Source organism: Flavobacterium sufflavum, assembly GCF_004016525.1.
In the GTDB taxonomy this organism is placed as follows: Bacteria; Bacteroidota; Bacteroidia; order Flavobacteriales; family Flavobacteriaceae; genus Flavobacterium; species Flavobacterium sufflavum.
This window is the reverse complement of sequence record NZ_SACJ01000004.1, coordinates 40,519-61,320: the sequence shown is the minus strand read 5'-3', so window position 1 is coordinate 61,320 and position 20,802 is coordinate 40,519. Positions and strand designations below refer to the sequence as shown.

Below are 20,802 nucleotides of genomic sequence, written 5' to 3'. Positions count from 1 at the left end.
GTAATTACACAGATTTTTTCTGCCTTTGGCAGATTCGTGAAATTAAAACTAAAAGTATTTCGTGTAAATTAGTGTAATTCGTGTGGAAACATAACGTCTTACTTTTTATCCACCACAATTCGGTTTTCTCTATTGGCTAATTCCCAGGCAATGTTAAATGCCAATTGGGCTCTTTTTGCCAAAGCATCGTATTCTATTTTATCAGGTGTATCTGTTTTTCTGTGATAATCAGCGTGTACGCCGTTGAAAATAAAAACTGACGGAATGCCGTTTTTGGCAAAATTATAATGGTCTGAACGGCGATAGAAATTATTAGGGTCGTTTAACGCATTGTATTTGTAATCCAAATTCAAATGAACATATTTTTCATTAACTGAGGTGCATATTTGATCCAATTCAGTCGAAAGTCTATCAGCTCCAATTAAATAAACATAGTTGTTTGAAGTAGCGTGCGCTTCGTCACGCCGACCTATCATGTCGATATTAATATCGGCAACGGTGTTTTTTAATGGAAATAAAGGGTTTTCGCTATAGTAGCGTGAACCATGCAGGCCGTGTTCTTCGCCGGTAACATGTAGAAATAAAATAGAACGTTTTGGGCCGTGTCCTTCTTTTTTGGCTAATTGGAAAGCTTCAGCAATTTCGAGCAAAGCCACAGTTCCGGAACCATCATCATCGGCGCCATAAAATATACTATTGTCTTTTTTACCTACATGATCATAATGTGCAGAAATAACAATCACTTCGTCTTGTTTTTCAGAGCCTTCTATGTAGGCCCAAATGTTTTCAGAATCGGGTAGGTTATCATTATTTTTAGCATTAAGATATGCTGCAGGAATGTGCTGGTAATAATTTTGAGTTCCTTTAGGAAAAGGGATTTTGTCTTTTTGATATTGACTAATGAGGTATTTGCCTGCTTTTTTTTGTCCAATAGAACCTGTTTCTCTTCCTTCCATAGAATCGCTGGCCACAATGTACAGATGTGTTTTTAATTCATCGGCAGTAATGGTATTGCTATATTTTATTGGAGAAAACAGGCTTTTAGTGGCTGTTTCTTTAGTACTTTGACAAGATGCGATACAGCTAAAGGCAAGAAAGTAAATTATTTTTTTCATCTTATAAATGCTAACAATTAAATAAGGGCTTATTTACAAATATCTGAAAATTAATTTAATAAAATAAGAATTAGCTATATCTTAGAAAAACTTCTTTTTATCGATTGAAAATAGCGCAATTGTCTTCTTTTATTGGTGTTCGAACTCTTTGACTAAGGTTTTGATAGGCAATAAAATATACGTAATTTTGTAATCTTAGAATATAATATAAATACCATGGAACAAATACAACAAATTCTCTCTTCAAAATCAGAAGCCTTAATTAATAAAGAAAACAATTATGGGGCACATAATTACCATCCGTTACCTGTAGTTCTTGATAGAGGCGAAGGAGTATTTGTTTGGGATGTTGACGGAAAGAAATATTATGATTTTTTGTCGGCTTATTCAGCAGTAAATCAGGGGCATTGTCATCCTAATATTGTAGGTGCGATGATTCAACAAGCGCAAAAATTAACACTGACTTCCCGCGCTTTTTATAATGACCAATTGGGTGTTTATGAAGAATATGTCACCAAATATTTTGGTTTTGACAAAGTATTGCCAATGAATACAGGTGCCGAAGCAGTGGAAACGGCTTTGAAATTGTGTAGAAAATGGGCGTATGAAGTAAAGAAAATTCATGAAAATCAAGCGCAAATTATTGTTTGCGAAAACAATTTCCATGGAAGAACGACTACCATTATTTCGTTTTCTAATGACGAAACGGCTCGTAAGAGTTTTGGTCCTTTTACCGATGGTTTTATAAAAATTGAGTATGATAATCTGGATGCTTTAGAAAAAGTATTGGAATCATCTAAAAATATTGCCGGATTCCTGGTTGAACCTATTCAGGGCGAAGCAGGAGTTTATGTTCCCAGCGAAGGTTATTTGGCGAAAGCCAAAGCATTATGCGAAAAGTACAATGTATTATTTATTGCTGATGAAGTACAAACCGGAATTGCGCGTACCGGGAAATTATTGGCTGTAAACCATGAAAATGTGCAACCCGATATTTTGATTTTAGGGAAAGCAATCTCGGGAGGTGTTTATCCTGTTTCGGCAGTTTTGGCTAATAATGCCATTATGAATGTGATTAAACCAGGACAACACGGTTCTACTTTTGGCGGAAATCCTGTGGCAGCAGCTGTTGCTATTGCTGCGCTTGAAGTGGTAAAAGAAGAAAAATTAGCCGAAAACGCTGAACGTTTAGGAGTAGTTTTAAGAGACGGATTGAATGCTATTGCTTCAAGAAATCCTTTAATTTCTTTGGTAAGAGGAAAAGGATTATTGAATGCCATTGTGATTGATTGCGATGAAGAATCTGATTTGGCCTGGGAAATTTGTTTGAAATTCAGGGATTATGGTTTGCTTGCCAAGCCTACTCATGGAAACAAAATTCGTTTGGCTCCGCCATTGGTTATCACCGAAGATCAAATTCAGGATTGTCTTTCTATTATCGAAAAAGCGTTAAACGATTTTAAATAAAACACTATGGATCGGGTTGTTAAATTAATAAAAAATCGCTCGGATATTGGTGGTGGAACCCGTGGTTCTGATTTAGGGGTTGATGCATTGGAAGTTGCTGCAATTAATCACGGGAGTGAGTATTTTAACCAATTTACTTTTGAAGATGTAAAAACGCATAACGAAAGTATTTATGATAAGAATAGAAATACATTTGCTAAGCGAATCGAGTTTGTTTTAGAGCAATGTACCCGTGTTTCCTATACCATAAAACGAAATTTAGAAGCTGATTTTTTGCCTATCGTTTTATCAGGAGATCATTCTTCGGCATTGGGGACAATAAGCGGTATTAAAGCCGTTTATCCTCATGAAACCTTAGGTGTGGTTTGGATTGATGCCCATGCCGATTTGCATTCGCCTTATACTTCTCCATCTGGAAATATTCACGGAATGCCTTTGGCGGCAGCCTTAGCTTTGGATAATTTGAAATGCCAAATTAATGAAGTCATTCCCGAAACTCAACAGCATTGGGAGGAGATGAAACACATTGGGATTGAAGCGGCTAAGATTGATCCGGAACATCTGATCTATTTTGGTGTTCGCGATACTGAAGAGGCAGAAGACAAACAAATCGCCGAATTAGGTATTAAAAATTTCAGGGTCGAAGAAGTTAGGTATAAAGGTTTAGAAAATTGTGTCGAAAAAGCTTTGTCACAATTGTCTAATTGCGATATGATTTATATTTCTTTTGATGTGGATTCTTTAGATTGTGATTTGATTTCTAATGGAACAGGGACTCCTGTTTCAAAAGGTTTTGATCAATATGAGGTGATTGCAATGATCAATCAAATTATCATGTCACGAAAAGTAATTTGTATCGAATTTTGCGAAATCAATCCGCTTGTAGATACTAAAGGAAATAAAATGGCTGAAACTGCTTTTGAGATTTTAGAACAAATTACATCCAGTTTGGTTTTGCCTAATGAATAGCTTTTTAGGCGGTTTTAGCAAACAAAATTCTAAATTTAAAGTGCTTTTGTGAAAACACACTTTAAAGATTTGTAACAAAAAGCAATTAAAAATTTGTTTTTTCGCAATTTATAGAGAGTAAATTCTATTTATTGTATTTCGCTCTTTAAAACCGTTAATTTATAACAATACAAATCAAAATTACGTATATTTGCATAAGTATTTATACTTAGTTTTAAAAATCAGTTTTTATGATTCAAGTAGCCGAAGCTTTAAATATTATAGCTGAGAATAGTTGTAAAATGCCAATTACAAAAATAAAAGTGAGTAAATCACTGGGATATGTTTTGGCAGAAGCTATTTATTCTCCAATAAATATGCCTCCTTTCCGTCAGTCGGCGATGGATGGATACGCTTTTACTCACGGCGAATTGACGCAGTTTGAAGTGGTTAAAATTGCTCAGGCGGGAGATTTTTTAGATGAAAAAGTTGCAGGAAATCAGGCGGTTCGAATTTTTACCGGTGCTTTTGTTCCTGATGATACTGATACTGTTGTGATGCAAGAGCATACAACAAGAACCGATAATTTGCTTCAAATTGAAAAAATGCCAGAGGCTTGTGCCAATGTAAGAGCAAAAGGAGAGCAGATTAAAAAAGGTGAATTGGTTTTTGATGTAAATGCAGTAATTACTCCGGCGGCTATTGGTTTTTTAGCTTGTTTGGGAATTACAAAAATCAAGGTGTATGAAAAACCAAAAGTAGCCATTTTGGTTACCGGAAACGAATTGGTTTCAGCAGGAAATAAATTGCCAAAAGGAAAGATTTATGAGAGTAATTCGCTGATGATAGAAGCCGCTTTAAAAACAATTGGGATTAAGAAAGCAACTGTCTTTAAGGTAAAAGATAGTTTAAAAAAGACAACAAAAGCTGTAGAAAGCTGTCTTGCTAATTTTGATGTGGTGTTGATTTCAGGCGGAATTTCGGTAGGTGATTATGATTATGTCAAAGAAGCTTTATTGAAAAATGGAGTGACTGAGTTGTTTTATAAGATTAATCAAAAACCGGGTAAGCCTTTGTTTTTTGGACGAAAAGAAAATAAAATTGTCTTTGCTTTACCGGGAAATCCTGCTTCGTCACTGACTTGCTTTTATGTATATGCTTTGCCTGCTTTGAAAAAAATGATGGGATTTGAAGCGATACATTTACCGGAAATGAAGCGAAAAATAAGTGCTGCTTTTAATAATACATCTGGAAAGACCTTGTTTTTAAAAGCCTTGTATGAAGATGAAAAGGTGACTGTTTTAGATAGTCAAAGCTCGGCGATGCTAAATACTTTTTCGATTGCAAATAGTTTTATTGTTGTACCACATGATATTACTCATGTTAAGGCGAATCAGGAAGTTGTAGTTTTGCCTTTTAATTGAAAGAAAAATGAAAAAAGTAAGCATATCAATTCTTTGTGGAGGCAAAAGTAGCCGAATGCAGTCGGAGAAAGGATTGGTGCTTTTTCAGGGAACGCCATTTATTGAGCATATTATTGAAGCGGCTTTGCCTATTAGTAATGAAATACAATTAGTGACAAATACATCCGATTACGATTATTTGCCTTATAAAAAAATAAAAGATATTGAATTAGACAAAGGACCTATTGGCGGAATTTATTCGGCATTGGTTCATTCAGAGTCTGAAATCAATTTAATATTAAGTTGTGATATTCCTTTAATTTCGACCGAATTATTATCGGAATTGATAACAAAACATACAACGGATTTTGAGGTTTCTGTTTTTTCAGATGCCAATAAAATCCATCCTTTGATAGGAATTTATTCGAAGAAAATAATTCCGATTTTGAAAAAGGCGATAGAAGAAAATGATTTAAAAATGATGCGCTTGTTAGAAAAAGTGAATCACCAAATAATTGAAGTTGCGGGAGAGAAAAGCAAGGAATTTAGAAATATCAATTCGCTTGCTGAATTAAATGAACTGAATACCAATTTATACTGAAGAATATGAGAAATGCTAACACACCAAAGTTGACAATTGTAGGGGCTGGTCCTGGCGATGTGGAATTAATTACCATAAAAGCCATAAAAGCCTTAGGAGATGCTGATGTAGTGCTTTATGATGCACTTGTGAATGAAGACTTATTGCAATATGCTGCTGCAGGAACAGAGATTGTTTTTGTAGGGAAGCGTTTTGGTTGTCACGCATATACTCAGGATCAAATAAACGAATTGATTGTGGTTATGGCTCAAAAATACGGTCATGTGGTGCGATTAAAAGGTGGAGATCCATTTGTTTTTGGTAGAGGAAGCGAAGAAATTGAATTTGCTCAACAACATGGTTTGCAAACGGCTATCGTTCCGGGAATATCTTCGGCTTTAGGAGTTCCGGCATCTAATGGAATCAGTTTAACACAACGCGGAATTTCAGAAAGTTTTTGGGTGATTACAGGAACCACTTCGGCTCATAAATTATCTACAGACGTTAGTTTGGCAGCACAATCATCTGCTACCGTAGTGATTTTGATGGGAATGAATAAGCTGGACGAAATTGTATCTATTTATCAAAACAATAGAACCGATGATTTACCCGTTGCCATCATTCAAAATGGAACTAAGGATACGCAGAAAAAAGTAATAGGAACGGTAAGTTCTATCAGTAAATTAGTAGCTGAACACAAACTGGCTTCGCCGGCAATTATCGTGATAGGCGAGGTGGTGAATCATACTTCTGAACTTGCTGTTTTTACTAAAGCGGCTTATACTGAAGACGAATTTATTTTTCAAAATCTAAATGTAATCGAATAATGCTAAGTGTAAAATATTTTGGTGCTGTAGCCGAGAAAACAAAGGTACAAGGAGAAAATCTTCCTATTTCTAATCTATCTTTACAGGAATTAGTAGATGAATTAGAACAAAAATATGATTTGGCTTCGCTTTCTTATAGTATTGCGGTCAATCAAAAACTGGTACAAGACAAAAACAGTTACATGTTAATGACTAATGATGTTGTTGCTTTGTTGCCTCCATTTGCCGGAGGTTAAAAAAAAACAATTTCTTAATTGGTAGCAATTATGCGATACAATCGACAAATTATACTTCCTGAAGTTGGTGAAAAAGGCCAGGAAAAACTAGGCAAAGCTAAGGTATTGATTATTGGTGCCGGTGGTTTGGGTGCGGCAATTTTGCCGTATTTGGCAGCTGCCGGAATTGGAGAAATAGGAATTATTGATGATGATTCCATTGAAATCAGTAACCTACAACGCCAGGTAATCTATAAAAACGATGCGATAGGGAAATCCAAAGCATTAGAAGCTAAAGAAATGGCTTTGTCTTTGAATCCTTCGATACAAGTTAATGCTATTACGGATACTTTGAATGCTAAAAATGCCATTCCATTATTCGAATATTATGACATTATGGTTGATGCAACCGATAATTTACATACCAAATATTTGATTAACGATGCCTGTGTTGTAACCAATAAACCTTTTGTTTACGGTTCTATTTATAAATTCCAGGGTCAGGTTTCAGTGTTTAATTATCAAAACGGACCTACATACCGCTGTCTTTTTCCGGATGAATCTTCAAACAGTAAAAATTGTGTTGATGCTGGAGTAATGGGAATTTCGGTTGGAATTATTGGAATGTTTCAAGCCAATGAAGTTTTGAAAATGGTTTTAGGGATAGGCAATGTACTTTCGGGAGAATTGTTGATTTACAACATGCTCAATAACGACCAACAAAAATTTGATTTGGTTAAAACCAATACAATTGTATTAAGCCGATTGGATTTCGAAAAAAAATACAATGTTGTTGAAAATACAGTTTTAGAAATAACAGCTAATGAAGCTTTGGAACAAATGGAAAATCCAGATGTCCTTTTTCTGGATGTTAGAAATGAAGAAGAGTTACCAAAAATGAGTTTACCAAATGCAATCCAAATTCCGCTTTCTGAGTTAGAAGAGAATTTAGATCAATTGGATTCGAATAAAACGATATTGGTGTATTGCCAATCGGGAATGAGAAGTAAAAAAGCAGTTGAAATACTTAAAAAACATCAATTTTTAAAAGTACAAAGTATTGCAGGTGGTGCTTTAAAACTACAAGGAATTATAGCTACTGATGCTGTTTCTGTTTCTTAAAAATAAAAATCATGAGTAAAAAAGTTTTTATAGAAGGAGCAATTTCTCCTGAATTCATAGCCGAATCGATAGCTAAACATCAAGGGAAGCACACGATTGGGGCACACAATATTTTTTTAGGTCAGGTTCGTGCCGATGTTCATGAAGAAAATGTTGTAAAAGCGATAGAATATACCGCTTATGAAGAAATGGCAAACGAAGCTTTAACGGCAGTTAGAGAAAAGGCTTTCGCTGAATTTGATTTGGTTTGTATGCATATTTACCACAGTTTAGGCGAGGTTAAAGCAGGTGAAATTTGTTTGTTTGTCTTTGTTTCGGCAGGACATAGAACTCAGGTTTATGAAGCTACCGAGGCTATTGTGAATTGGATTAAGACGGATGTGCCTATCTTTGGTAAAGAAATATTTGAGAATGAAGATTTCATTTGGAAGCAAAATAAATAAAAATGGTTGATATTACCCATAAAATAAGTACGTTACGTTCGGCAACTGCCATGGCAACTGTAAAAGTTAGTTTGCCGGAAACGATTGAAGCTATTGAGAAAAATTTGGTTCCCAAAGGCAATGTGCTTGAAATGGCTAAAACTGCGGGTTTATTTGCTGTAAAAAATACACATTTATCTATTCCAGATTGTCATCCATTGCCGATTGAATATACAGCAGTTGCTTATGAAATTAAGGATTTAACGATTGATATTCTTTTTACGGTGAAAACCGTTTATAAAACAGGAGTAGAGGTGGAAGCCATGCACGGCGCGTCTATTGTGGCGTTGACGATGTATGATATGTTGAAACCAATTGACAAAAACATCGAAATTTCGACTATTAAATTAGTGGAGAAAAAAGGAGGGAAATCGTCTTATAAAAACAGATTCCGTGATGTTTTAAAAGCGGCTGTTTTTGTTTGTTCGGACTCTATTTATGCGGGAGATAAAGAAGATAGTTCAGGAAAAGTTATTGTTGAAAAACTGGAATCTTACGGTGTTGAAACAACACATTACGAAATCATTCCTGATGAAGTTGATTTTATTCAGGACAGAACTAAAAAATACGTTCAGGATAACCAATTGGTGATTTTTACCGGGGGAACAGGGCTTTCGCCAAGAGATGTTACTCCTGAAGCATTAGAACCATTATTGGAAAACAGAATTCCAGGAATCGAAGAAGCTATTCGCAATTATGGACAGGACAGAATGCCGTATGCGATGCTTTCGCGTTCTGTTGTTGGAACTATAGGTGATAGCTTAGTTTTGGCTTTGCCAGGTTCTGTTAATGGAGCAAGAGAATCTATGGATGCTGTTTTTCCACATGTTTTACATGTTTTTCACATCCTAAAAGGGAGTAATCATGATACCAAATAACACCATATTGACGGATGATTTTGGTCGTAAACACAACTATTTACGCATTTCTTTAATTGAGAAATGCAATTTACGTTGTACTTATTGCATGCCGGCAGAGGGAATTGCATTGACTCCTAAAAAAGAGTTGATGACTGCCGATGAGGTTTTTGCTATCGCCCAAACATTCGTAAATAATGGAGTTAACAAAATAAGATTAACAGGAGGAGAACCGCTTTTGCGAAAAGATTTTCCTGACATCATTGAAAAACTATCTCAATTAGAAACAGAAATTTCGATTACTACAAACGGAATTTTAATTGACCGACATATTGAAGTTTTAAAGCAATTTAAAGTCAAAAAAATCAATTTGAGTTTGGATACTTTAGTTGCTGCCAAATTCAATACTATTACACTTCGCAATCAGTTTGAAAAAGTAATTGATAATTTGCATTTGCTATTGAATAATGATTTTAAGGTCAAAGTAAATGTGGTTTTGATTAAAGGTTTTAATGATAACGAAATTATTGATTTTATTAATCTAACAGAGTCTTTACCTATTTCGATTCGTTTTATCGAATTTATGCCTTTTGCCGGAAATCAGTGGGACAGAAGTAAAATGGTTTCTCAAAAGGAAATTTTAGACCAACTTTCAGCTCATTTTTCTGAATCCAATTTGGAGAAACTACAAGATGAAAAAAACTTCACTGCCCGAGAATTTAAGATAAAAGACTATTTGGGAAGCTTCGGAATCATTAGTTCCATTACGAATCCGTTTTGTGATGGCTGTAATAGAATTCGCCTTACGGCAAATGGAAAAATCAAGAATTGCTTGTTTTCCAATTCAGAAACTGATTTATTGACTCCTTATAGAAATGGTGAAGACATTGAAAGTATTATTGCCTCAGCGATTAAAAATAAAAAGAAGGTAAGAGCAGGAATGACAACTCTTGAAGATGTTGATAATCCTCTTTTAAATCAAGACAATCGTTCTATGATTGCGATTGGTGGATAGGTTTATTGTTGTTTAAAATCAAATCATGTTCACTAAAATGATTTCCTTCTCCAAGCCATAGAGGAACTCCGTAGAGCAGCGTGAAAACCCCTAATGCAAATTGTACAAAGACAAGAAACACCAATGCTTGGATTCCTGTTCTCTGGTTGTGATTCAAATTGAATTTTTTACTTTTAAAGTATAAAAACAACATTATGGCTACAATTACATAAGTTAAGGTTCGGTGAATAAATTGTATGTCACTTTTGTATGTTGTATTTCTTTGATTGGAGGGTAAATATTCTAAAAATAGTCATGAGTTTATGAGTCATTATTATCATAACTAGGGAAGTTTCGGTTACATAAAAGGTTTAAAAGCAATAAAAATACTTGTTAATTTTGTGTTAATTTAGTATTGATTTACTTCTGATTTAATATTTTTATTTAAAATATTAAGTAACTATGAGGAAACAAAATAACCTAAAGAAACTTTCCTTAGACCAACTAAAAGTTATGAACTCGGTTATAAGTCCAGAACAACAAATAATGTATATGGGAGGAATTGACAATCCTATTGCATAGCAACTTATTTTTTTTTTTTCACTATATTCCTATTTTGTAAAATGCGTTTTAATTATATATTGGTTTTTCTTTTTAGTATTTCCTTTGGTTTTTGTAAAGAAGCAGATAGTGTTCCCATTATCGAAAAAATAGCATTCGAAAAAGATACATTGCATTCTTTAAAAGGAACAATGTATTTGCCTGCTAATCGTAAGCCTGGCAAAATAATCATATGTTTAACTTCCATATGGGAAGAAGATTCTCACCCCGACTTTACTGCTACCAGAGATACGCTTTTATTGATGCGGAAATATATTCAACACTTTACTGATAATCATATTGGAGTGTTGCTTTTGACCCGAGGCGTTAAGTGGAATGAGCATTCTAATCGGCCATTAACATCAATAAAGACTTTGGTTTCTGATACAGAAAAAGTTTTTATTTATTTGAAATCTGATGAAAAATATCAAAAAATCCCGATTGGGATTATGGGGTCAAGTGAGGCTGGTTGTGCTGCTGCTATAGTGGTTTCACAGCATAAAGATATTGCTTTTTCAATTTTACTATCCACCCCTGGAGTAACTGGCTATGATGAATTTGATTATGATGTTGAAAAAAGAAATCAACCTTTCCTAATTCCAGGCGGCTTTCTAACTACCCTCAATGATTCAGTTTATATATTTAATAAAAAAAGATATGTATATAATGCTGAAAAACAGGTCTCAGTAGAGGTTTTTTATGATAACTTTTACAAAGGAATTTCTGCAATTAGGAGACAAATTATTCCCCAATATTCAAATTACGATACCATTAGAACACAGGCAGTTAAACTGTTTATTAAAAAATGGCAAGGGACTAAATTTAAGCTGTATTACAATGATCGAAAAGAAGGAAAAATACCTGCTGAAAAATTTATCAATGACTTGATATCGTTAGGAATGTTTACTCCAAGAAACATAGAATTATTAAAATGGGATCCCAAATTGTATTTTCCTGAAATTAAACAGCCGGTATTAATGCTTTATGGCGAGAAAGATATAAATATTAGTTTGAAACCCGGGGTTGACTCTGTTAGACGAATTATTAAGGACTATAAATTAACTAATTTTAGTTTGAAATATTACGACGGATTAGATCATAGTTTACGTCCTTATCGTGAAAAAAAAGAGAAACGCCCCGCAGGAGAAACTACCCCGGATTTTGTGTTTAATGATATTGTGAATTGGTTAGTTGAAATAAACATCAAATAATGGAAGTAGTACTTGAGTTGATTAACGAAAGGATAGCCAAACATGATAGCGTAAATTATAAAATAATCATGTAATGAAAAAGCGTTTTACACTTTTTAACAAAGTTTGTAATCTGAATTTGTAAAAAAAAACTCAATTTCAATTTGTTGTAAATACAAAAAGCACAGTATTACACTGTGCTTTTCGCGTTTTTAGATGTTGTTTATAGATTCGGCCGTTTTAGCAAACGGTCGAGTTTATAGCAACATTTATTTTTCAAAATCTACTTTTACTTTATAATTATTCGATTTTAGAATGTTTTCGATAGATCCAAAAGAAGCAATTGTTTTTTGGTATTCTTTTTCTTTTTTCAATGCAATTTGGCGTAAGCAGTTTTGAAAACGACTTACTTCCTTAAGTGTAGTTAAAATTAGACCTGGAACAGCAACATTTTGTCCTGATTTGTCTTTGGCAACCATTGTGAAATAGGATGAGTTACAATGTTTGATAACTCCTGTTTGAATGTTTTCGGCTTCTACTCGGATACCTACAATCATCGAACTGTTTCCTACATAATTTACGCTGGCTTTCATAGTTACCAGCTCGCCTACTTCAATAGGTTTTAGGAAGTTTACTGTGTCAACAGAAGCTGTAACGCAATAGTTTCCTGAAAATTTAGAACCACAGGCAAAGGCAATTTGGTCCATTAACGATAAAATATAACCACCATGAATTTTTCCACTGAAATTAGTGTGCGAAGGCAGCATTAATTCAGAGATTGTTATTTTTGAAGAATCGACAGTTTTATATTCAGTACTCATAAGTGTTGTTTTTAGGGTAATTTAGGTTTTAATGGTCTTGTTTTTCGGCCGTTAAAAGTACAAAATTAGATTTTGGTGCTTCGCATAATGGACAGCAATAATCAACAGGTAAATCATTAAACAAAACTCCTTTTTCGATACCTTGCACAGTATCACCATATTCAGAATTATAAATGGTAAGACATTCTGAACATTGGTAAACGTCTTGTTCCTGTTTTTCTTTCTTAGTTGTGGCAGCATCATTATTTTCACTTGTAGTAATGCTTCCTAGTTCATTAAAATATTTTTTACTCAATTCAATCAAAATACTAGGTAATTCCAGTTTGTCGATGTCTTGGGTGTGAACGATGTATTCACGCGTATTTGGATCAAAATGTTTGGCGTACAGTACATTGTAAGTATCCCTGATTTTTATGGATTCCAAATCTTTTGGTAATTTGTTTTTTTCTATTACAATCGAGGTAAAATAATGTCCTTCACGGTTGTAATCGGAAATACCAAAAGTGAGTCCGTAGGTACTGATATCAAATTGATCTAAGGTTCTAACTAAAAATGTTTTCAGGTTTAAAGACCAATCGGTTGCTACAGGGAGATGCCAGTTTAATTCTAAAAGAGAATGACGTACATTAATTCCTTTTTTTCCAAGGAATTTTTCCCAATCCAATTTTCGGTCTTTTGGAATTCCTTTTACAATAAAGGATTTCCAAGGCGTGATACATATTTTTCCAATTTTGCAGTCAAAACACAAATCACACATTTCTTTTAGAAACTCTAAATCGTAAAGGTTATTTCTCCAGTACAATCCAAGCCAGTACTGATCGATTCCTAAACGGTTCATTCCTTCGTAATAAGGAAATGGATAAAAAGGAACATTCAGGGCTTTGTCTATTGTTCGGTTATTGGTATCTAAATTTTCGCTTACGAGATTGAAAATCATGTCGATGCCAATTGACTCTTCGCTAACAACGCGTTCGATTTCGTAATAAATTTTAGAAATATCCCAGCTGTAAATTAGTACAGGATATACTTCCATGCGTTGCCAGTTTGGTAAACGAATGTATAAATACCAATAATCTTCGTGCTCAGAAGCTATAAAATTAAGGTGCCCTGTAAATAAAGGAACCAATTGCTGTTTTGGGTCGGTAATGTTGACTTTCAAAACAGGCTGTTCTTTAAATTGCTCTAAAATATACAGGAATTTATTCCCTGTAAGCCAAGGTGTATTTCTGAAAATATCGGTTGAAACATAAGAAGAAACAATATTGTTTCCACTTTGTTCATTGGGATAAACGATGTGTAGTTTGCCATTATTTTCCGTTTCTGAATATTGAAATCCATTAGGGAAAATAATATCCTGTCTGGAACCAAAGGAAATGTCTTTTAGTCCTTGCGCTAAACTCATGTTAACAATGTTGCGTAGTTCACCTGGCGAAATAACGCCTCCTTTGACTATTAATCGAGTTAATTCCATGTTTTTAAAGTTTAAGGTTTGTAGTTTGGTGTTTATAGTTTTTGAACAATAAACTATAAGCGATTGACAACAAACTTATTTGCATTTAGCTAAAATCTCTTTTACTTCGGTTTTACAACTTCCGCAGCCTAAACCGGCTCCGGTAGATTTACACAATTCAGTGAAATTAGTTGTTCCTGCTTTGACTGCTTCTTCGATGTTACCGCTTCCTACCTGACTGCATGAGCAAACTAATTTACCCACAACAGGTTTGGCGGCAGCACCGTTTCCTCTTAAGAGTTGGTTACGTTTGTCTGATAATTCGATTTTGCTTTCAATCATGGTTTTGAATTCGGCAAATTCATTTTTATCTCCCATCAAAATAGCTCCTACTAACAAATCGTCTTTAACGATACATTTTTTGTAATAGCGTTTTTTCAAATCGGCAAAGACAATTTCTTCATAACTATCGTCATTTTCCGGAATACTAAGTTCACCAATACTGCAAAGATTAATGTCTTCCAGTTTTAGGATGTTCATTAGTACTGAACCTTTGTAAAAACTGCTGATGTCCCCGGCAAAATAGTTGGCTAAAATATCGGCTTGTTCTTCAGCGGCAGAAGTAATTCCGAATAATTTACCATCAAATTCAGCAATTTCACCAATGGCAAAAACATCAGGATTTGAAGATTGTAAATATTGATTCACTTTAACTCCACGTCCGCAGGCAATTCCTGATTCTTTGGCTATTTCTATGTTTGGTACAGTTCCAATGGCGTAAACAACGGCATTGGCAGTAAGGATTCTACCACTCTTAAGTGCAATTTCCAATTCATTATCATTATCAGATTCGAAAACAGTACTTACTTCATTATCAAAATAAATTTGAATATCACGAAGCTGAACTTCTTCGGCTAATAATTTACAGGAAATACGATCTAATTGACGTTCCATTAATCGGGAAGCCCTTTGGATAATGGTAATTTTTACTTTTTTATGCTTTAGGGCTGCTGCTAATTCGAGACCTAATAGACCACCACCAACAATAACCACATGTTGATCTTCGGGGGCTAAATTAGTATTGTCTAAATAGTTTTTTAATTTATCAGCATCTTCTTTTCTACGCATAGTAAAACGTCCCGGAAGATGTAATTGTGCATTTTCTGGAATAAAAGGGCGACTTCCGGTAGCAAGAATCAAGCGGTCAAAAGTGTGTGTTTCACCACGGCTGTCTTTGATTGTTTTATTGGTAGTATCGATGTTTTCAATACCCACCGATGATCTCAAAGTAATATTCAATTTGCTTAAACCTTCTTCGTCTCTTATTTTTAATAGGTTTTCCCAAGACAATTCTTCGGTAACATATTCTGGTAATAAAACGCGATTATAAAATGGATTGGCTTCATTAGAGAAAACAATAATTTCATCGGTAGTATTAAGTTCTCTGTAATTTTGTATGAATCTGAAAGAAGCTGCTCCAGCACCAACAATAGCAATTTTTTGAAAAGGTTTTTCATATTTTGCTATGGCAACAGCGGTATATTTAAAATCAGGTTCTTTAGAAATTGGATCAATAACCGTATTAGTTAGATTATTGGTTCTGTTCAGGTCGTTATCTAATTGTTTTCCCCAATGCATTGGCAGGAAAACAACTCCTTCTTTGATGGAATCAGTCACAGTGGCTTTGACACGGACTTCACCATTTTTGGATGTTACCACTACGATATCTCCGTTTTCTATTCCTGATTTAAAAGCATCGATAGGATTGATTTCTAAAAACGGATTAGGGATGTGCGAGAGTAATCGGGATACTTTTCCTGTTTTGGTCATCGTATGCCATTGGTCTCTAATACGTCCTGTGGTAAGTATAAGTGGATATTTATCACTAGGTTGTTCAGATGTATTTTCGATTGCTACCGGCAGATTGAAAATGGCTTTTTGCGAAGGCGTATAAAATTTTCTATCTGTAAAAAGACGAGGCGTACCCGGATGTCCGTAATCAGGTACAGGCCATTGGAAAGTTCCTTCGTGTTTTAAACGGTTGTAATTGAGGTAAGAAATATCAATATTGGTATTTTTTGTCATCTGGCAATATTCCTTATAAACTTCTTCAGAAGTATTGAAATTAAAGCCAGTGAATCCCATTTTTTTTGCAAATCGGGTTAGGATTTCAACGTCGGGCAGGGCTTCTCCGGGAGCGTTAATTCCTTTAGGCAAATAGGAAATTCGTCGTTCAGAATTGGTCATCGTCCCTTCTTTTTCTAACCAACCGGCTGCAGGTAACAATAAGTCGGCAAATTTTGCGGTATCAGATTTATGTGATATTTCCTGAACTACAACAAATTTAGCATTTTGCAGGGCTTTTTCCACTTTTCTGGAATCGGGTAAGCTCACCATTGGATTGGTACAGATAATCCAAACGGCTTTCATTTTTCCTGATTCTAAGGCTTCAAACATTTCTGTAGCGGTAAGACCCGGTTTTTCAGAAACACTGTCTACTCCCCAAAAATCGGCTACTTCCTGACGGTGTTCCGGGTTGTTCAGTTCTCTGTGAACGGCTAATAAACTGGCCATTCCACCTACTTCTCGTCCGCCCATAGCGTTAGGTTGCCCTGTTAGAGAAAAAGGTCCTGAACCTGGTTTTCCAACATGTCCGGTTAACAATGAAAGATTAAGTAAAGCGGTATTTTTATCAACACCCACAGCACTTTGATTCAATCCCATAGCCCAAAGGGAAATAAATCCTTGAGCCTTACCAATTAAATCAGCTGCCAAATCAATTTCTTTGATGGAAATCCCACAAAGTTGTGAGGCTCTTTCTAATGAGGTAGATAGTACTAACTCCTTGTAAGCTTCGTAATTTTCAGTATGTTTTTTAACAAAATTGGTATCGGCATAGCCTTTTTCGATAATTCTTTTGGCTAAAGCATGGTATAATATGATATCACTTCCAGGCAGAATTTGTAAATGCAAATCGGCGGTTAAAGCTGTATCTGTTTTTCGTGGATCGATTACAATTACTTTTACTTTTGGATTTTTCTCGCGGTGTTGTTCTAAACGTCTGAATAGAATAGGGTGGCACCATGCCGGATTAGCTCCTGTTATTAGGAAAGTATCTGCTAATTCGATGTCATCATAAGCAATAGGAACAGAGTCTTCTCCGAAGGTTTTTTTATAACCTACCACGGCAGAACTCATGCAAAGACGCGAATTAGTGTCTATATTATTTGTTTTTAGAAAACCTTTTACGAGTTTGTTAACCAAATAATATTCCTCAGTAAGACATTGTCCTGAGATATAAAAGCCCACACTATCGGGGCCATATTTTTTTATTATCGAAGAAAATACTGCTGCAGCACGATCTAAACCATCGTCCCAGCTTACACGCTCCATAGGGTGCGATTTACTCCAACGCATTTCAGGATAAAGAATTCTATCAGAAGTGTCGTTAGCTACATAATGCAGATTCATTCCTTTAGAACAAAGCATTCCTCTGTTTACTGGATGATCTATATCTCCTTTTACTGTAACTCCATTACTGGAATCTTTGCTTACAATGATTCCGCATCCTACTCCACAATACGAACACGTAGTTTTGATTTCTGAATTTTGCATTATCATTTGTATTTTTTAATTGCGAAATCTTTTTTCAAACGGTATAACTATACTTTTAAAATGTAAAAATACGTATTAATTAAGTATAAGTACGTATTTATTTTGATTTATTTTTCAAGTTTGTTAAAAAGATAAAAGAAGCCTAAAATAATGCTTTTTATCTTTTTTTTGCCTCCAAAAACAATTATTAATTCAAAAAAATAACATTTGAGTTGACATTAATTTTTGACTTTATAAGAGGAAATGTTGGATACGCAGAAGTTAAAAACAGTTATAGATTAAAAGAATACTACTTAATATAATGCAGTTTGTGTAAATCCTTATTGTTACTGTTTTTCAACTGTTTGGATTAGAGTAATATATAACATATTGGTATACATTATATTGTTGGATAGGATTGAACGAGATATTGTTGTTTTTTAGAATTGAGATATTTAGTTTCCCAACAGCGGTTTTTATTTTCTTATTTAATAAATATGAAAGACTGTGAAAATTTTGCTTAAGTAAAAAATGAGTTTTTAGATTTCCACTGTTTTTACTCATACATTATTATAGTATAGTGTCTGATTTTTTTCAAAGTTATTTATTGAAATGATATGCTATTGTATCTCTTTTTTTAAGGATAAGTATGTTTTTTATGTGTTGAAATTGACAACTTAGTTTTTTAAACTACGTATTGAGTTTTAAGTAATCCTTGTATTTACAAGGGTTTTGTGTTATTTTATGCGTTTTGGCAAGATTTAATAAGGCTTTTATTCTTTGATTTACTGTGATAAAAAGCTGTTTTAGACTGGTTTTTAGATGGTTTTTACGTATTAGTACTTACGTACATTTGCTATGTACAAAATCAATAAATAATTAAAATAATTAATATGAAAAAAGCAACTCAAAAAATGGCAAAACTCTTTTCAAAATTGATGCTAGCAGGTTTGGTGACAATAGTTTCACTAACATCAATTAAAGTTAGTGCACAAGGTGAACCAATTAAATTAGGATTTATTCCTCTAACGGATTGTTCTCCAATTGTAATGGCTAAGGAATTAGGATTATTCAAAAAATACGGAGTGGATGTAGTTGTAACTAAAGAATCTTCCTGGGCTAATGTTAGAGATAAAATCTTAACAGGAGAATTAGACGGAGCACACTGTTTGTACACAATGCCATTTTCAGTTTATACCGGAGTAGGTGGTAAGGCCGGTTCAGAAATGAAAATTGCTATGATGCTTAACTCAAACGGACAGGCAATTACATTATCAAATGATTTTTGTGGAAAAGTAGGTTTCAAAGATATGGCTAAAGTTGCTCCGGTAGTAGCAGCCAAGTTGAAAGCCGAAAAAGAAGTGACTTTTGCAATGACTTTCCCTGGAGGAACCCATGATTTATGGTTAAGAAACTGGATGGCTGCTGCAGGTTTAAATCAAAAAGCGGTTAAGATTATTACTATTCCACCTCCACAAATGGTTGCGAATATGAAAGTAGGTAACATGGATGGATACTGTGTTGGTGAGCCTTGGGGAGGAGTTGCAGCTATGCAGGGAATTGGATTTACACAAATCGCTACTCAGGATATCTGGAAAGATCACCCAGAAAAAGCATTGGTAGTAAACAAAGACTTTAGTGTAAAAAGAAGAGAAGATCTTAAAAAAGTAATGAAAGCGATTTTGGAGGCTTGTAAGTGGTTAGATGTACCTGCAAACCGTAAAAAAACGTCTGAAGTTATTGGTAGAGCTCCTTATGTAAATGCTAACGATGATGTTATTCAGGATAGATTGAATGGAGAATACAACTTGGGTTGTAAACTGGGACAAAAAATCTACAAAGGAGACCAAATGATTTTTCATAAAGGTGGTGCTGTAAACTTTCCTCGTAAATCTTACGCTATCTGGGCAATGGCACAATATGTAAGATTCGGATATTTGAAAGAAGCTCCAAATTATAAAGCAATTGCAGATAAATTAATTCTACAGGATTTATATAAAGAAGTAGCTGCAAGTATGAAAATAAAAGTACCTGCTGATGATATGAAACCATTTTCACTTACAATAGATAAAACGGTTTTTAACCCTGCAAATCCAGCAGCTTACCTTAAAGTAGTAAGAAAATAATAAAATAAAAATAAAGCAGTAAAAAGTCCCTCTCGAAAGGGAGGGATATTAAAATAAGTTTACCCGGAATAAACAAAAACAATTGAAACAAACAAAAAAGTTAAACTAAAACAGATTGAATCATGTCAGAGAGAGATACATTAACAATAGATACTCTTGAGGAGGTAAAAATAGCTTCAGTAGCAACTTCTCAAAGTGAAGAAAGTAAAAACGAAAAATTAAGCGTATTTACTGAAAAGCTGGTAACAAAATCAAAATCATTGCTTTTGGCAGCGTTAGGATTAGTGATATTTGGAGGAGTGTGGGAATTATTGAGTGCTGTTACTAAAGGTGCCTTACCTGGTCCCATAGCAACATTAACGGTTTTATTTGAAATGATTAGCGATCCTTTTTACGATTATGGTCCTAACGACAAAGGAATCGGATTGCAATTATTCAACTCTATAAAAACCGTATTATTAGGTTTCTTTTTAGGCTCATTAGTAGCCATTCCTGTAGGGATATTGATGGGAGCAAGTACTATTTGCAAACAAATTTTTTACCCTATCGTACAACTTTTAAAACCGGTTTCGCCATTAGCTTGGTTCCCAATTGGTTTAGTGGTATTCAAGGATACAGGTTTAGCAACAATTTTTATTGTGTTTATTACATCATTATGGTCTACATTGATTAATACCTCTTTTGGTATTGCATCTTTGCCTCAAGATCATAAAAATGTAGCCAAAGCATTTGGATTTTCTAAAACGAGATATTTAACTAAAATTTTAATTCCATTTAGTTTACCTCACATCATTACAGGTTTACGTTTAAGTATCAGTGTGGCTTGGTTGGTAATCGTAGCAGGCGAAATGTTGTCTGGAGGAGCAGGAATTGGATTCTTTGTTTGGGACAGCTGGAATGCATTAAGTCTTGAAAAAGTAATATCGGCAATTATTATCATTGGAGTAGTAGGATTACTTTTTGATAAATTATTTACTTACATAGAAAACAAAGTGGCTTACAAAGCATAAT

Annotated in this window: 17 protein-coding genes and 1 pseudogene; 13 read left to right on the top strand and 5 right to left on the bottom strand. The window is 34.4% G+C overall.

Annotated elements, in window-relative coordinates; translation table 11 throughout:
* Positions 1-98: 98 nt before the first annotated feature.
* Positions 99-1,115: a M28 family peptidase gene (locus EOD40_RS08255; protein ID WP_128194494.1), complete on the bottom strand. Its 1,017-nt coding sequence runs from the start codon at positions 1,113-1,115 to the stop codon at positions 99-101.
* Positions 1,116-1,331: 216 nt separating this feature from the next.
* Here EOD40_RS08255 and rocD point away from each other — a divergent pair, with 216 nt between their 5' ends.
* From rocD to moaA, 10 genes are all read left to right on the top strand, one after another.
* The gene (rocD, locus tag EOD40_RS08250; protein ID WP_128194493.1) at positions 1,332-2,582 is read left to right on the top strand and encodes an ornithine--oxo-acid transaminase; all 1,251 of its coding nucleotides are present in this window, start codon (positions 1,332-1,334) and stop codon (positions 2,580-2,582) included.
* Positions 2,583-2,588: 6 nt separating this feature from the next.
* Positions 2,589-3,551 (top strand): arginase, encoded by a 963-nt coding sequence (locus EOD40_RS08245; protein ID WP_128194491.1) that lies wholly within the window; start codon positions 2,589-2,591, stop codon positions 3,549-3,551.
* 230 nt (positions 3,552-3,781) lie between these two features.
* Positions 3,782-4,954: a molybdopterin molybdotransferase MoeA gene (locus tag EOD40_RS08240; protein WP_128194489.1), complete on the top strand. Its 1,173-nt coding sequence runs from the start codon at positions 3,782-3,784 to the stop codon at positions 4,952-4,954.
* Positions 4,955-4,961: 7 nt separating this feature from the next.
* Positions 4,962-5,534: a molybdenum cofactor guanylyltransferase gene (locus EOD40_RS08235; RefSeq protein WP_128194487.1), complete on the top strand. Its 573-nt coding sequence runs from the start codon at positions 4,962-4,964 to the stop codon at positions 5,532-5,534.
* 5 nt (positions 5,535-5,539) lie between these two features.
* Entirely contained in the window at positions 5,540-6,340 is an 801-nt protein-coding gene (gene cobA, locus EOD40_RS08230; protein WP_128194485.1) for a uroporphyrinogen-III C-methyltransferase, read from the top strand.
* Positions 6,340-6,576 (top strand): MoaD/ThiS family protein, encoded by a 237-nt coding sequence (locus tag EOD40_RS08225; protein WP_128194483.1) that lies wholly within the window; start codon positions 6,340-6,342, stop codon positions 6,574-6,576. Before cobA ends, EOD40_RS08225 begins: the two co-directional genes overlap by 1 nt.
* A gap of 30 nt (positions 6,577-6,606) precedes the next feature.
* Entirely contained in the window at positions 6,607-7,677 is a 1,071-nt protein-coding gene (locus EOD40_RS08220) for a HesA/MoeB/ThiF family protein (RefSeq protein WP_128194481.1), read from the top strand.
* 11 nt (positions 7,678-7,688) lie between these two features.
* On the top strand, positions 7,689-8,120 hold the full coding sequence (locus EOD40_RS08215; protein ID WP_128194479.1) for a molybdenum cofactor biosynthesis protein MoaE: 432 nt from the start codon (positions 7,689-7,691) through the stop codon (positions 8,118-8,120).
* A gap of 2 nt (positions 8,121-8,122) precedes the next feature.
* On the top strand, positions 8,123-9,037 hold the full coding sequence (gene moaCB, locus EOD40_RS08210) for a bifunctional molybdenum cofactor biosynthesis protein MoaC/MoaB (RefSeq protein ID WP_128194477.1): 915 nt from the start codon (positions 8,123-8,125) through the stop codon (positions 9,035-9,037).
* Complete coding sequence (moaA, locus tag EOD40_RS08205; protein ID WP_128194475.1) at positions 9,024-10,031, top strand: GTP 3',8-cyclase MoaA; 1,008 nt, start codon at positions 9,024-9,026, stop codon at positions 10,029-10,031. Before moaCB ends, moaA begins: the two co-directional genes overlap by 14 nt.
* A 49-nt stretch (positions 10,032-10,080) precedes the next feature.
* Here the strand turns inward: moaA and EOD40_RS08200 are convergent.
* Positions 10,081-10,278: pseudogene (locus tag EOD40_RS08200) on the bottom strand (COX15/CtaA family protein); the annotation flags it as partial.
* A gap of 355 nt (positions 10,279-10,633) precedes the next feature.
* Here EOD40_RS08200 and EOD40_RS08195 point away from each other — a divergent pair.
* A complete protein-coding gene (locus tag EOD40_RS08195) occupies positions 10,634-11,821 on the top strand; it encodes an alpha/beta fold hydrolase (RefSeq protein ID WP_128194447.1) in 1,188 nt (395 codons plus the stop codon).
* Between the two features lie 248 nt (positions 11,822-12,069).
* On the opposite strand, the gene EOD40_RS08190 is transcribed toward EOD40_RS08195, so the two are convergent.
* The 3 genes from EOD40_RS08190 to EOD40_RS08180 all read right to left on the bottom strand — a co-directional run bounded on the left by EOD40_RS08190 (position 12,070) and on the right by EOD40_RS08180 (position 17,686).
* On the bottom strand, positions 12,070-12,621 hold the full coding sequence (locus tag EOD40_RS08190) for an acyl-CoA thioesterase (protein ID WP_128194445.1): 552 nt from the start codon (positions 12,619-12,621) through the stop codon (positions 12,070-12,072).
* A gap of 28 nt (positions 12,622-12,649) precedes the next feature.
* Entirely contained in the window at positions 12,650-14,092 is a 1,443-nt protein-coding gene (locus EOD40_RS08185) for a rubredoxin (RefSeq protein WP_128194443.1), read from the bottom strand.
* 75 nt (positions 14,093-14,167) lie between these two features.
* The gene (locus EOD40_RS08180) at positions 14,168-17,686 is read right to left on the bottom strand and encodes a nitrate reductase (RefSeq protein WP_128194441.1); all 3,519 of its coding nucleotides are present in this window, start codon (positions 17,684-17,686) and stop codon (positions 14,168-14,170) included.
* A gap of 872 nt (positions 17,687-18,558) precedes the next feature.
* On the opposite strand from EOD40_RS08180, the gene EOD40_RS08175 reads away from it, so the two are divergent.
* Together EOD40_RS08175 and ntrB are read left to right on the top strand one after the other, a co-directional pair.
* Positions 18,559-19,791 carry a CmpA/NrtA family ABC transporter substrate-binding protein gene (locus EOD40_RS08175; RefSeq protein WP_128194439.1) on the top strand — a complete coding sequence of 411 codons (1,233 nt, stop codon included), beginning with the start codon at positions 18,559-18,561 and terminating at the stop codon, positions 19,789-19,791.
* A 122-nt stretch (positions 19,792-19,913) separates the two neighbouring features.
* On the top strand, positions 19,914-20,801 hold the full coding sequence (ntrB, locus tag EOD40_RS08170; protein ID WP_128194437.1) for a nitrate ABC transporter permease: 888 nt from the start codon (positions 19,914-19,916) through the stop codon (positions 20,799-20,801).
* Position 20,802: the final 1 nt, after the last annotated feature.